Source organism: Pedobacter sp. Bi126, assembly GCF_918698245.1.
Classification (GTDB): Bacteria; Bacteroidota; Bacteroidia; order Sphingobacteriales; family Sphingobacteriaceae; genus Pedobacter.
On sequence record NZ_CAKKMS010000001.1, the window covers coordinates 285,814 to 300,217 of the forward strand.

The window sequence follows — 14,404 nt, forward strand, 5'->3', positions numbered from 1 at the left end:
AGCACCTCCTTCCAATCTGCCACTATCCAAGGCAGCACGCCCTCCCCGATCCTTCATCGGGGGCTTGTGCTGGCGACTAAAAAAGCTTTGACGAATTTATCCGACATCAGTTCCAAGCCTTTCAGTTATGCCTTGGTGTTTGTTGTTTTTAAAGGTAGCCATGCTTTCGCTGCGCTCAGGTTTGTTACTTTTTCATCAAGGAAAAAGTAAGAGCCCCTCGGCGGCGGTGAGCCGAGGCAAGCCTGAGCAAGGGCCAAGAAAATAGCGAGCGCATTAAGATTGCTTCGTGCCTCGCAATGACGACCGTTTTATAGCAAGCGCCTTAAACCCCTATCCGCCTATCGGCACCTTCCCCCTGAAAGGGAAAGGACTAAAAAACAAATTACCGCACCCTGCAATACGCCCCATACTATCTGCACCCTGCTATCTACTCCCTGCTATCCGGCCTAGCAGATTTTCGCCGGAAAAAGCACGGAAATCTTTGCACCTCCCCATCATTACCCCACAGCCCAAGGCAGGATCAAGCGAGTGCGCAGGGATATAAGCCAGGGTAAAAGCCTCGATGCTGCCGCAATAAAGATTTCCGTAGGTTTTTACAAGAAAAGATGCGAGCCTTGATCTTTTGTTTCTTTTCTATCAAGAGAAAAGAAAGAGCCCCTCGGCGGCGGTGAGCCGAGGCAAGACTATGCGAAGGGCAAGAAAATAGCGAATGCATTAAGATTCCCGCATGCGCGAGAATGACGACCGTATTATAGCGAACGCCTTAAACCCCTATCCGCCTATCATTTTCAAACCTTCCGCTTCACCCCCTCGAGGTATGCGCTTCGAATAAAAGAGATAAGCATTAAGTTTTGGATGCTGACCTTAAACTAAACCAGGCCAGCTACTCCCCTAACAGACTTTTATGTTTTACACCCCAACTCTCGAGTGCATGAATAATTGGCCTCAATTCAAGGCCAATTTCGGTTAGTTCGTATTCCACCCGTAGCGGAACTTCGGCGTATATGGTTCGCTTAACAATTCTAGCTGCCTCTAATTTACGTAGCTGTAAGGTTAGCATCCGCTCGGTAATATTTGGCAAATGTTGTTTTAACTCTCCAAATCTGAGTTTGCCATTCATTAACCACGAACAGATTACTAAAGCCCATTGCCCGCCGATAATGTTGGCTGCATAAACTTCTAAACACTCATCAGCTAAAGCTTGTTTGTTAGCATAGTTGGTTGAGGTTTCCTTGATTTTAGACATGCTTACATTTTTTATAGTACCTTACAATTGGTTGCTAATTTACAAAATAAGCGGTTATGCATCTATTTTTGCGCTTTATAATCACCAAAATTTGTAAAAATGAAAACACTAATCGTTGTAACCCATCCCGATATTAAAAGTTCCCTAATCAACAAGCGGTGGATTGAAGAATTAAATAAATACCCTGATAAATATGTAGTCCATCAACTGTACAAGGCATATCCAGATGAAAAGATTGATGTATTGGCAGAACAAAAGCTGGTTGAACGACATGATAAAATCGTATTCCAATTCCCCTATTATTGGTTCAATTGCCCCTCACTTTTAAAAAAATGGATGGATGAAGTACTTACTCATGGATGGGCTTATGGCAGCAAAAGCGGTTATAAATTGTCTGGAAAGAAAATTGCCCTGGCCATTTCATTAGGCGTTGAAGAACACGAACTGCGTCCATCAGAAAAATATAAATATACATTAGCAGAATTAACCCGTCCGTACGAACTCTCCTTCCAATATGTAAAAGCCGATTACCAACCCCCATTTGCATATTATGGAATGGAGCATAACACGTCGAAAAAATGGATAGAAGAAAGCGTTCCTTTGTATTTAGATTTTTTAGATTCGTTGTAAAGATTAAGCTAATATTTAACCGCAAAGGGTGCAAAGTTTTTCGCAAAGAACGCGATTACAAGCGTTAATTTTAGCGCCTTAAACCCCTATCCGCCTAACGGCACCTTTCCCCTGAAAGGGAAAGGACTAAAAAACAAACTACCGCACCCTGCAATATGCCCCATGCGATCTGCACCCTGCTATACGGCCTAGCAGATTTTCGCAGGAAAAAGCACGGAAATCTGTGCACTTCCCCTCATAACCCCACAGCCCAAGGCAGGATCAAGCGGGTGCGATGGGATAAGCCAGGGTAAGAGCCTCGATACTGCCGCAATAAAGATTTCCGTAGGTTTTTACAAGAAAAGATGCAAGCCTTGGGTTTTTGTTTCTTTTGGGCCAAGCCAAAAGAAAGAGCCCCCTCGGCGGCGGTGAGCCGAGGCAAGCCCCAGCAAGGGGTAAGAAAAAAATAGCAAGCGCATTAAGATTGCTTCGTGCCTCGCAATGACGACCGTATTATAGCGAGCGCCTTAAACCCCTATCCGCCTATCGGCACCTTTCCCCTGAAAGGGAAAGGACTAAAAAACAAATTACCTCCCCCTGCAGTGTGCGCCATGCTATCTGCACCTCGCTATCCGGCCTAGGAAATGATGGAAGGAGAAAACGTTAAAGCTTTTGCACCTCCTTTCAACCTACCACTACCCAGAGGCAGCACGCCCTCCCCGATCCTTCATCGGGGGCTTGTGCTGACGACCAAAAAAGCTTTAACGAATTTATCCGACATCAGTTCCAAGCCTTTCAGTTATGCCTTGGTGTTTGTTGTTTTTAAAGGTAGCCATGCTTTCGCTGCGCTCAGGTTTGTTACTTTTTCATCAAGGAAAAAGTAAGAGCCCTTCGGTGGCGGTGAGCCGAGGTAAGCCCGAGCAGGGCCAAGAAAATAGCAAGCGCATTAAGATTGCTTCGTGCCTCGCAATGACGACCGTATTATAGCGAGCGCCTTAAACCCCTATCCGCCTAGCGGCACCTTTCCCCTGAAAGGGAAAGGACTGAAAAACAAATTACCGCACCCTGCAATATGCTCCATGCGATCTGCACCCTGCTATCCGGCCTAGCAGATTTTCGCCGGAAAAAGCACGGAAATCTGTGCACTTCCCCTCATAACCCCACAGCCCAAGGCAGGATCAAGCGGGAGCGCTAGGATTAGCAAGGGGTAAGAGCCTCGATGCTGCCGCAATTAAGATTTTCGTAGATTTTTACAAGAAAGGATGCAAGCCTTGGGTTTTTGTTTCTTTTGGGCCAAGCCAAAAGAAAGAGCCCCCTCGGCGGCGGTGAGCCGAGGCAAGCCTGAGCCAGCGGCAAAGAATAGCGACCACTTTAAGGTTCCCACCTGCGCGGGATCCGATAGCTATCGGATGACGACCGTATTACAGCGAGCGCCTCAAACCCCTATCCGCCTATCGGCACCTTTCCCCTGAAAGGGAAAGGACTAAAAAACAAATTACCGCACCCTGCAATGTGGCACATGCTATCTGCTCCCTGCTATCCGGCCTAGCAGATTTTCGCCGGAAAAAGCACGGAAACCTGTGCACTTCCCCTCATAACCCCACAGCCCAAGGCAGGATCAAGCGGGTGCGTTGGGAATAAGCAAGGGTGAGAGCCTCGATGCTGCCGCAATTAAGATTTCCGTAGGTTTTTACAAGAAAGGATGCAAGCCTTGATTTTTGGTTACCTTTTTATCAAGAAAAAGGTAAGAGCCCCTCGGCGGCGGTGAGCCGAGGCAAGACTGCGCGAAGGGCAAAACTTGCAAATCGTGCCTCGCAATAACGACCGTATTAGAGATACTGCAAAAACCAAACACCTCTCATTAAACCCTCTTAACCACATACCACCGCTCAATCCCCTCAACATATCTTTCAAAATGCGCTTTATAATACCCTTTCGGTACCTGTACCCTAAAATTTACCTTACTAAAAAACCATACCAACCTATAATCCATTTCTGCTCCAAGCAAATACCACAAATACGTTTTAACGCAATCGCAAACCAAAAACAGCCCAAAGCTATCGCTACTTAATTTCAACAGCTTCCCTTTCACTTTAAGCCTAAGCTGCAGTTCGTAATAATCACCCTTATCCCTTAACAAAAAGCTTAAAACAGGAATATCCATCGAGAAAAAAGCCAGTTTCATATCCCTCCTTACTGGCTTGCCCGCAACATTCCGCATGCCATACGTATATAAGTAGTGCGTAAAAGGTTGTTGTACCAATAATGGCAAGGCATTGTTCCAGAGCTTAAAAATTTCGAGGTGATTAGCCTCATTAATCCTGTTAATTTCAGCAACGGTTTCGGGTAGTGCACTGAAACGTATTGAAGCAATCTTTTTCATGGCAAAGCAAATGCTGTTCAGCTCCTGCTGTTGTGGCGATACACTTATCCCTTCAACATCTTGCGCATTAAACACGAAACTTTTGTACGATTTAACCGTTTTCAGGTAAGCAGTGGCAGCATAAACATAAGGAATAAGAAAAGGATAATGGTTGCTGTGGAAATTCTGCAGATCTGTATTGGCAAAACAATAGCCAACACCCATCGGTACCAAATTAGCAACGGCATGTTTAGCCCCTGTTGGCCGCTGCTCAAGCACCCGCTCCTTAACCTCTGGGAAATAATCACCAGGCCTAAATAAACCGATAAACTTTTTCTTTAATCTAATCTCCGGTCCGTTAGGTTTTTTAATAATATCTACATATTTAGATCGCTCCGTATTTACCCCAAAACATTCGGGCCAGTAATATTTATTAAAATCAAGGCTGCCCGTCCACAGCATGGCCCGCAAAATATGGTAAGCATAACGCCCCAGGTACGTTTCATCAGTATCTACACTACAGCTCACCAACAGATGATCGTATTCTACCCAAATGTAAACCCTTTCTGGCGCCTCATTTTTCAATTTAATGGTAACGGTTAACAACCCCTGCTTAAAAGAAAGTAGTTTCCTTTCTACCAGGTTAGTTTTTTTACCTACCCTAAATGTACTATGCAATTCAAGTACCTCTAACCTCAACACTCTGCTCCCTTTTTCGAAAGGCAGTTTGTAAAACTGCGAAAGTGGTTTCCCTGTAATTGTAATTAGCGCAGACTCCTCTTTCGCCCTTTCTACTGGCTTTAATAGGTTCTTTTTCATATCTTCATGCTTAATAATTACAATTTCCGACAGAAAAACCGGGTACCGAACCACAGGCAATTGTTTAAAACAATTAGGCAGTTGTTTCTTACCACACGAAAAATTTAGATATATTTGGCTATGGAAACTGCTCAAAAACCCAACCGAACACATATAGGCCGTAAAATTAGCCGCATCCGCGAATTGCGCGGAATGAAACAGGAAAGCCTCGCTACAGCACTCGGCATTAGCCAGCAGGCCATTAGCAAACTCGAGCAAAGCGAAGAAATTGAGGATAGCACTTTAGAAAAAGTAGCAAAGGTGTTGGGCGTAACTGCGGAAGCGATTAAGAATTACTCGGATGAAGCTACGATAAGTTTTATTGCCAATACATATAATGACAATGCAAGTTCTTACGGTCATTACTATAATTTTAGCCCAATTGAAAAGATTGTTATGTTATATGATGAGAAAGTCGCTTTGCTAGAACGACTATTGGAAAGCGAAAGAGAGAAAGTGGAGATATTGAAGAATAAATAGAAAAAATAACTATAAAAGTAAAAGCCCAATCAGAGATGATTGGGCTTTTATGCGATTTATAAAATCACTTATTCACAAAATTATCAACAAACTCAAATTACCCATTTAATGTCTTTAAAAGATCTGTTAACTCATCTAAGGTAATCTCCTCATTCAATCTTCGCTTATACAAATCGATAAGAGTTAGATAACCAATTTCTTTAACTTTTATCCCATCTTCATTTCTTATTAATCGAGTTCCGGTATTTCTAGAAATTATCCATACTTGTTTCGTGGTATCCTTTAACGAATAGTAATGATCTCGAATCACTATCTTATCATTTTTTATCTGATCTAAATAATTATTTATTTGAATTTCCTTTTTTTTATCAAATTTCGATTCTAATGTTGAGTCATAAAGTACAGAAAGATTTTGGAATTTAAAAAAACCATCTGCCTTACCTCTATTGTCTAAACTACTGTATTTGTGAATATTATTTATACCTAAAAGTTTTAATAAGACAAAACTAAATGATTCAAATTCCTCCCACCCACAATTTTTCATTTCAGCAAAAAAACCTGGCTCTAAAAGACCATTTGTACTGCTATTGTTTACTGACAGATAGTTACTATTGGCCCAATTCTTATGCCACCCATTTTTAAGTGTCTTATATTCCATTGGGCAATCAACTTCTACCAAATCAGCGACATCAAATCTTATTGCATCTTTAGTTTTATAATATGTTTTTCTAAAATTCTTCGAGATACCGTACCACGCCTTTTCGAAGTCATTGTTCTTTGTAAGTTTAATAAATAAAGTTTCACATTGTTGCGTCAGTGACTCTTTTTCAATTCCATCTTTTATTAACGGAAAAGTGAAAAGGGTAGAATTGTTGAACTTCAATTGTAAATCATCCCAATGACAACTCCAATTGGTAATCATTATATATCTAATCCTATCCATCTTACAAGCTTATTCTTCTTTTTGACTAAGTTCTAAATCCGGAAAATGGTCAATTTTACTATATAATATATATTTAGGGATTAACAAACTGAGAATAAGAATTAAACAAATTGATACAAAAATGGATAATAAAATTGTCCATCCACTATCTTCGCATAAACGAAGCGTCAATATTTTATAAGTTATCAAGAATCCCCACGATAATGTAATGATGTAGGAAAATAAAATGGCAATTTTTGAAGTTGATATATTTGCACCACTCCAAGGCGCATAATAATTATTTTGAGTTTTTTTATTTGCAAAAACGAAATAGATTCTTTCTTCCTTATCCCACTCTAGTATCTTACTTTCATAATTATTTACCAGAGAGATAAAATTTATATTCCAATAATAATAACCTTTTGAACTCCAATACCACAACAATGAGCATGAAAAGCCTAATGATAAAACTACATAAGAGAATAACTTCTTTTCAAATAAGTCCTTTGGAGTAGTAACAATAGAATAATATGCAACGAATAATGCTCCAATAGCAATATAAAAATAGTTTGCCCACTTACTGAAATTATCATAGTGAAAATTCCTAGCTGATATAAGCAACTTGTATCTTTCTTCTCTTGAATCTTGTAATTTTTTTTTTATTTTTTCAGCCATGAAATTTTATAAGTAGAGAGATAGTTTAATTGAATTTTAGATACCATTTGAAAATATTAATTCAAAAATGTATTTACAAAATTCTCATAGTAATTTGTTGGTGGTGCATAAATATCGAATAAAGTTGTCTGCCAAATAGGCACTCTTCGTTCGTACTCAAGTTTAAAATCATTATTGATCTGACCAATTTCTTCAAAAATAGATTTTATAAGAATTAGCCTTAAAGCAGAGCGCGCAAAATATTTAAAGGACGGATCTGTTGATAATGACCTCAAAGTATCTAAATACTTATCTATATTTTCACCCAAAACTGGACTCGCTAAGGAATCAGAATATTGTGTTCTAAATGTAGTTATGTCTGCTAGGTTCAATACCTCTTGAAATCCCTCAAAAATCCTATAATTGATTTTGTTCCTTTCTTCAGTTTCGTCTATAGATTCAGTTACAAAGCTTTTAGATTGTACTACATCAAATTCAGGTTTTATCATCTGATATGTATCATAAATTGTATAATATTTCTTCCAGGGAACTTGATGTGTTTTACCGCCAGCTTCTTTACTAGTGATAATATATTTATGAACTTTAAAGTCTTCTGGATGAATCATACAGGGTATATCTTCAGTTGCGGTCAACCTAAATTTAGTTATAACCCTACCTTGGAGAGATAGTAATGCAAAGACAGAGAAATAACTAGAATAATAGTTAGTCACACTAGCCCACGTGCTAAATCCTCGATTCGCTAATACATAGTGTGAATTAAAGTTATAAAGTGCTTTTTGAAAATACTCTAATGCTTGGTTCAAAATTAAGTTTGTGAGATCTTGGCCTTCGACCAATAAACCAGGTTTTATTGTTTCTCGATTCAAGTGAAGTCCACTAACAACCGGGTCTACCAAAGATGCTATTGGATTCAAACTCGGTACAAAATTTCCAGCGAAAGCAACTTTTTGATCTCTTAATGTCCAAGATTTATTAATCAAACTACTAATGTCGTTTGTTGAGAGTCCGTTCTGCGTCATAATTATTGAGGAAAAATAATATTGGAAATTTTCTTAAATAATTCATTTACGCCTCCCTCTCCAACATAGGATTTACCCTCTTTTTTAGCATCTTTCGCCGAAAAGTTATATATTCTCAATTTGGCGATGTAAGGATCAAAATCTGCTGAAGTAATGTTTAACCCTTTTTCATCTACAATACTTTTATTTTGCCTTATATCATTGACTATTAACTCGAGGAGCATCAATATTGCTGAGACACCAACATATTTACTTAACAAATAATCCTTATTGTCCCACTCTACGCTATAAGCATCAGATACAGAGATAAAATATTCATTCAATAAATTTTCCTGAATTACTGCTTCATATAAATCATCAACATTCCCACTACTATAGAAAATATGTCCTTTCTTAAATAACTTCTTTATTGCTGCCATTAAGGATGATTGACTAATTATTTTCCCTGGTTCTCCAACCATTGAAATTTTCTTTGCCCATGGGGAATTTTCATATGTATTGAAATAGCTTACAATTTCTTGTGATCTAAGATCTTCAAATTTAACCCAATCTTTTTCCCTCAGCATTGGTATTAAATCATAAACTAGTGATGGATTTATTTTTGTTTGTTCTCCATTAATTGTTTTGAATATTAATGCTTTTTTCTCATTCCCTAATGCAATAAATGCAGATACTACAATATTAATATCTGTTTTTTTTGAAAATTCTTCCGAGAAAGACCATAGCCTATGCTGGCCATCTATTACAAATGCTTCAGCAAACTCTTTATTAGCGATATGCAACAAGCCATTTTTGAAATAACTATCACTACTCAAGCTAACAATGATCGTATTGGGTAATATTGGCATTCCTGACGTTTCTCCTTGAAGATATTTACCAATTTTAATTAAACGATCTCTCCTAAGCCCTCTTTGGATGCCATCTCTATTATTTTGAGTTCTCTCACTGGTGTATGAGATAGATAGTAACTTTTTTGCATTAATTGTGAATATATAAAATTCATTTTCACCCTGTTTAACCGGAATTGCAGGTATTGGGTCGAGAAATTTTGATTCGGCGTTCATTTAAATTTAATTTGAAATGTTAATTTGTTTTGAATAGTTCACCAATCTTATATTCTTTAAGATTAGAAACCACTTGATATTTTTGAATTTTTTCTAGACTGACTTTCAATTTATTTGCATCCTTATCACCAACCCCCATAAATTTCTGAACAAGTTTCAAATTAGTTTTATCTTTTATATCAAAAAGAAATGCAGTTTCGCACATACTACTAAAATCGAAACTTGGTTGGTTAAATTCTTCAATACCTTGCGATAATAAAACTACTGCTACACCTTTAGATCTAATTTCTCTAAGGATTTTCTCAAGTAAGTCTTGGGATTTTTTTTCTTTAAAAATCACATGAGCTTCATCAATTAATATCACATACCTCATTGATTGAATATTGTTTTCAATTGGGGCATTTTCCATATTCATAAAAGTATTGTACAAATAATTTATTACTAAAAACATTGAGGTAAACCTTAATGATTTATTAAGGTCTCCTGAAAGAGATAAATAATAATTTTTATTTATAAAACTTTTGTTTGTTGTGGTATCAGAATCAAAAATATCAAATTCGGTAAGTGCTTCGAGGATCTCACTTAATGTACTCCTCTTTTCACCTTCAAATTCTTGAACCCTATCATAAATCTGTTTTAAATTTGGATACTTACCCGATTTTTGTTCAGCAAAAACTTCCTTAACCGCGTCTTTCAGTGTCTGTTCTTGCTTTTTCCCAATACCTGAATAACTTGCAATTATATCAACGAACTTATTTATACCCATTAATTTATTTTTCTCATTAATGTTATCGATAAATGATAATGGATTTAAAGGAAATGTTGTTTGTGGAACATCTATAAGTGTTGTAAAAGTTTCATTGAAAAAAGGTCTCAACGCTTCCTCATCTTCTTTTTTTAATCCTTTAAAATCAAGATAAATATAATTCACCTTATTTTGAGATTCCTGAACCAGCTGCCTAAGAAAACTTAATGCAAAGTGAGTTTTTCCTGTACCAGAATTACCTGCCACGGCGACATGAGCATTATTATGAATTGAGATATCATTTAGTCGGAATAATATCGATTCATCAGTCTCAATATCTTTACCAACTTTAATCTGCATTACCTCGTTAAATAGCGATTTTTGAATTGACTGATTATTATTCTTAACATGACTTAAACTTACCTCAATATCTTCTAATGCATCTATACCCTTTTCTATGTTTTCCAACAAAAAATCAATACTTGCATAGTTTTTATTCAAATCAAATAATTTATTGATAATGTCTAACCCATGGTCAATATGCATTTTAATGAACCTAGGTATATCTTTATCTGTTTTATAAATACCATAAAGTTGGCATACCATTGCAACATAAAAATCTTTATGCGCTCCAAATAAAACATCTTCTTTATACTCTTTACCTTTGCTATCCCGTAAGTCTTGTTCAATATTTAATTTTTGTCCTTTCGCTAAAGAATAAGCAAATGCAATTCTTGAAATATAGTTTTCCGATCCAAGATTTAATCTTTTTGTTAATTCTTGAACCGCTTGTTTATTAGCCTCTGAAGTTCTAATATTAATTTGCATTGTATTTCGTATTATAGGCTTCGATAAAATCATTTGGTTCCAACATTAAAAATTGTGACCTATCTTGATTTATATTATCAATTAAATATGTTTTTGCAAGATTTGGCTTTAGCAGCTCATATTCCTTCAATGTCAATTCCTTATTTATAAGAGGAAAAATAACTACTTGATCCGCAACACTAGGATAGAAATGCTTAACTATGTTTTCAGCATGTTGTTCATCAAATTTTTGCATCGGACTATCTATAAACACGGGAAAGTCAATGTCCGATTCCTCGACCAAACCACGTAATAGTGCGGTTGCATACATCTGTTGTTCCCCCTTAGACAAACTGCCTTTTCTTATCTCATTATTTCTATTATTATATAATTTGATATCAATCAAATCATCGGCAATTTCAACATTAACTCTTTTTATAAAGTCTTTTTTATGCATAAGCATATCAAGCCCGATTAGTATTTCCCTTTCGAGTGATTCCTTCTTCTTTTCCTTAAATGTTACAATGAAATCCTGCAAATAGAGTATTAGTTTAGAGGCCTCCTCATCTTTGCCTTTATTCTGTTCCGAAACCTCAAGCTTTTTTGTTAATTCTAGCTTTTGTTTCTCTTTAGATATGATCTCTTTTTGCTTTTCATCTGATTGCAACTCGAGTTGAAACTTAGTTTTTTGTAGTTGTTCTATACTATCATCCAACCTTTTTCTCTTTTCCTTCAGAGCTATTATTAGAGGCTCATCTTGCTGGGCCTCTGCATCTCTAATCTTTTTCCGTAAAGAACTTAATTCATTCTTTGCCTGCTGATTATCCCCACTAATGCGTCTAAAGGATTCCTTAAATGAATTTCTTATATTAGAAATAAGAGAGTTAAATTCATTCGTTTCAACTTCTGAAAAATCATGAATAGTTTGCACATCGTCAGGAATCTCCTCAATTTCACCAAAAAAGTGCTTTTTAATAATTTTCCTTAGCGCTTCGGCGTAGATCTCTCTTATCTTAAAAGTGATAACGGTATTACCATCTTGTGGCAAAGTTTCAGCTAATTCATTTATAACATCTTCAGTTTTATTAACAACTGCCTCAGCTTGAAACTTAGTGGTTTTTAATTTAGCTTCATAAGCAAGCTGTGAATGTAAATCAGAAAGAATATTTCCCCCAATTGCAAAAGGCACCAAATCGAAATGTTCTTTTAACTCAGATGCTAGTGATTCGGACTTTGCGACTAATTCATTCTCTTTTTTAACCATCTCTTGAAGTTCTTCTAACGAAATAGAACTTCCTGCTCTAATAAGTTTTTCCTGAACTTGATTGAGTTCCTGTTTGTTAAAATCAATTTTATCACTTAGCTCTAAAATCGATTTCTCATTTTGGATTATCTGGTTACTTGCTAACGCTATATCAGCTTCAATTGTGATTAATTCTTGCTTATCTTTAAAATTTGCTGATTCCTTTCTAAGCTTATACCTTAACTCTTCAAGTTCGCCTTTAAGGTCCTCATATTTTTTGATTCCAAGAACTTCAGAATAAGCTTTGCTTAATTTTCTCTGTTGATCGATCGAACTTTCTTCTGCTAGATTTACAATCTTCTCTGCGTCGAAGAAGAAAAATTTCGCAATTTCCTTTGGAAGTAAGAAATCTCTAATAAAAATTTCTGGTCCAACTTCATTTGTCAGTTCATTAGGATAATTATCTATAAGTATATCAACAGTATCATGCCCGCCAGTTAGTTTATTATACGATCTAATAATTTTAATTTCATTGCACGGTAGCTCTGGAATACTAACATCCGTAAATGTGATTGCAACATACAGTGAAGTTTCACCTTCAGCTTCTGCCAACCTATTTAATGCATTGTTGATATATTTTGAGTAACCTCCCTGATCAGCAATTTCTTGTTTATACAGTTCGTCAACATCTTCCATTTGCCTGCCATAAAGACACCAAACCAAAGACATTAAAAATGTGGTTTTACCAAACCCGTTTTTACCAGAAACTATAAATATATTCTTTTCAGAATCCTTTGAGAGGTCTATTAAATTTAGTCCTTTATATATTCTATAGTTAAAAAGTTCTAAGCTTTTTATTATCATTAATTCTTTTTTTCGGATAAAAATATTTGAATTCTACTTTCAATATCACTTTGTAAACCTCTTTTTTTCATCATTAGAGACTTAGACTTTTGCAAAGCTAAAAGCTCATGGATTAGAGTGACCTGCTCTTCTTGACCATTACAAGATTGCTTAAGAAGTTCATGTTCCTGCTGCAATTTTTCATCATGCTTACTCATATCAATGTGAGTTTTGTAAATATTATTGTAAATATCTGACACTTTCCTTTTAAAATAAAAATCTCTGTACCATGCTAATTGAATTGCAACAAGTTCTTGATGCGTAATTAATTCCAAGTCAGGCTGATCTTTCTGAACAAGATACTGTGCTTTTAGTAGCTTTTCAAGTAAAAGTGCTCTTTTCTCAAATAAATAAGGCCCGATTCCATCTTGTCCATTTCGTCGCTTGTCATCGCGCCAGGTAATATCATCTCTAGTTTCTACAAGCAAATCTCTAAATTCCATCAAGGGCTCCATCCAATCTTCTCCATTATCTATAAGAGCCTCCATCGATTTATCCTTTTTTACTACCGTGCAAACCCAACATCCAAAACGACTATTTCCACAGGATGGAGTAGTAGTATCAATTACTAATGGGCAATCACCACCCGTCGCATTTCTGTATAATGTTACTAAATCTCTATTAGTACCTCCCCAAGGTGGATTTACCTGTAATAAGTATGGCCAAAGCTCGTCAATTACAACATCTTTTATAGGTGCATAAACCCAAGCATTCGGCAAAACATGCTTTCTCAACCTATTTCCTTTAATCTCATGCTTTTTCATGGATTTAGCTCTTGTTGCACTTTCGTCCTCTCTTGTTCCCAGTAGGATTACAGCCTCTCCTTTTTCATTTAATTTTTCTAAAATGAATCTGGTTGTTGGAGCAATCTTAAGTCTATCAGTACACCATCTAAATGTATTGTTTGGTGCAGGATAACCTAATCCTAGCAATTTCACCCAAAAAGTATCCTCTAATTTAGGTGTTGTTTGATGAACATAGATAGGCATTCCCTGTTCAGTTGCTGCTTTGCTTATAAGACCCAGTGTCTTATTAATCATCTGAACGATTTTAGGATTTTCAACTAGAGTGTCGTTGCACACAACATGGATTTCTCTTTGATGCCGCAAAAAAGGATCTATTTTTTTTAAAGCAGACCAAACAAGTTGCAATAACATTGTTGAATCCTTTCCACCACTAAAACCTATAATCCAGGGTCTTGAACTGTTTTCATCATATAAAAATTGATCAATAATTTCGTTTTCAATAAACTTAATATCTAAAGCCATTACTTTGTTTTTTTAGCGGATTGAGAGCATACAGGTTATCAAAGATGATCATTTAACATATATTTCAAGAACAAATTGACTAATATTTACCAAGAGTAGACTTTTTTTACACACTTCCATTAATATTCATATCTCAAAAAATTACGTATGCGAATTGAAGTTATTTTAAAGTAAACAAAAATTATTAGAATTATTGAATTCAA

12 protein-coding genes are annotated in these 14,404 nt (G+C 36.3%); 3 read left to right on the forward strand and 9 right to left on the reverse strand.

Annotation, left to right across the window (positions count from 1 at the left end; all coding sequences use genetic code 11):
• Positions 1-883: 883 nt before the first annotated feature.
• On the reverse strand, positions 884-1,246 hold the full coding sequence (locus LQ201_RS00945; RefSeq protein ID WP_230144116.1) for a helix-turn-helix domain-containing protein: 363 nt from the start codon (positions 1,244-1,246) through the stop codon (positions 884-886).
• 99 nt (positions 1,247-1,345) lie between these two features.
• Here LQ201_RS00945 and LQ201_RS00950 point away from each other — a divergent pair, with 99 nt between their 5' ends.
• A complete protein-coding gene (locus LQ201_RS00950) occupies positions 1,346-1,876 on the forward strand; it encodes an NAD(P)H-dependent oxidoreductase (protein ID WP_230144115.1) in 531 nt (176 codons plus the stop codon).
• A 623-nt stretch (positions 1,877-2,499) separates the two neighbouring features.
• Positions 2,500-2,739 carry a hypothetical protein gene (locus LQ201_RS00955; protein ID WP_230144114.1) on the forward strand — a complete coding sequence of 80 codons (240 nt, stop codon included), beginning with the start codon at positions 2,500-2,502 and terminating at the stop codon, positions 2,737-2,739.
• A 977-nt stretch (positions 2,740-3,716) separates the two neighbouring features.
• On the opposite strand, the gene LQ201_RS00960 is transcribed toward LQ201_RS00955, so the two are convergent.
• On the reverse strand, positions 3,717-5,036 hold the full coding sequence (locus tag LQ201_RS00960) for a hypothetical protein (RefSeq protein ID WP_230144113.1): 1,320 nt from the start codon (positions 5,034-5,036) through the stop codon (positions 3,717-3,719).
• Between the two features lie 120 nt (positions 5,037-5,156).
• Between LQ201_RS00960 and LQ201_RS00965 the strand changes: the two genes are divergently transcribed.
• Complete coding sequence (locus LQ201_RS00965; RefSeq protein ID WP_230144112.1) at positions 5,157-5,555, forward strand: helix-turn-helix domain-containing protein; 399 nt, start codon at positions 5,157-5,159, stop codon at positions 5,553-5,555.
• Positions 5,556-5,652: 97 nt separating this feature from the next.
• Here the strand turns inward: LQ201_RS00965 and LQ201_RS00970 are convergent, their stop codons facing one another.
• Genes LQ201_RS00970 through dndC form a run of 7 tightly spaced genes read right to left on the reverse strand, consistent with a single transcriptional unit; the run spans position 5,653 to position 14,201 of the window.
• Entirely contained in the window at positions 5,653-6,477 is an 825-nt protein-coding gene (locus LQ201_RS00970; RefSeq protein ID WP_230144111.1) for a hypothetical protein, read from the reverse strand.
• Positions 6,478-6,507: 30 nt separating this feature from the next.
• Positions 6,508-7,152 carry a hypothetical protein gene (locus tag LQ201_RS00975; RefSeq protein WP_230144110.1) on the reverse strand — a complete coding sequence of 215 codons (645 nt, stop codon included), beginning with the start codon at positions 7,150-7,152 and terminating at the stop codon, positions 6,508-6,510.
• A gap of 56 nt (positions 7,153-7,208) precedes the next feature.
• On the reverse strand, positions 7,209-8,171 hold the full coding sequence (locus LQ201_RS00980; protein ID WP_230144109.1) for a hypothetical protein: 963 nt from the start codon (positions 8,169-8,171) through the stop codon (positions 7,209-7,211).
• Between the two features lie 2 nt (positions 8,172-8,173).
• Positions 8,174-9,235, reverse strand: a complete 1,062-nt coding sequence (locus LQ201_RS00985; RefSeq protein WP_230144108.1) for a DGQHR domain-containing protein — start codon at positions 9,233-9,235, stop codon at positions 8,174-8,176.
• A 19-nt stretch (positions 9,236-9,254) separates the two neighbouring features.
• Positions 9,255-10,808, reverse strand: a complete 1,554-nt coding sequence (locus LQ201_RS00990) for a DndE family protein (RefSeq protein WP_230144107.1) — start codon at positions 10,806-10,808, stop codon at positions 9,255-9,257.
• Complete coding sequence (dndD, locus tag LQ201_RS00995; protein ID WP_230144106.1) at positions 10,798-12,894, reverse strand: DNA sulfur modification protein DndD; 2,097 nt, start codon at positions 12,892-12,894, stop codon at positions 10,798-10,800. The genes LQ201_RS00990 and dndD overlap by 11 nt, the downstream gene beginning before the upstream one ends.
• Positions 12,894-14,201 carry a DNA phosphorothioation system sulfurtransferase DndC gene (gene dndC / locus LQ201_RS01000; protein ID WP_230144105.1) on the reverse strand — a complete coding sequence of 436 codons (1,308 nt, stop codon included), beginning with the start codon at positions 14,199-14,201 and terminating at the stop codon, positions 12,894-12,896. Before dndC ends, dndD begins: the two co-directional genes overlap by 1 nt.
• Positions 14,202-14,404: the final 203 nt, after the last annotated feature.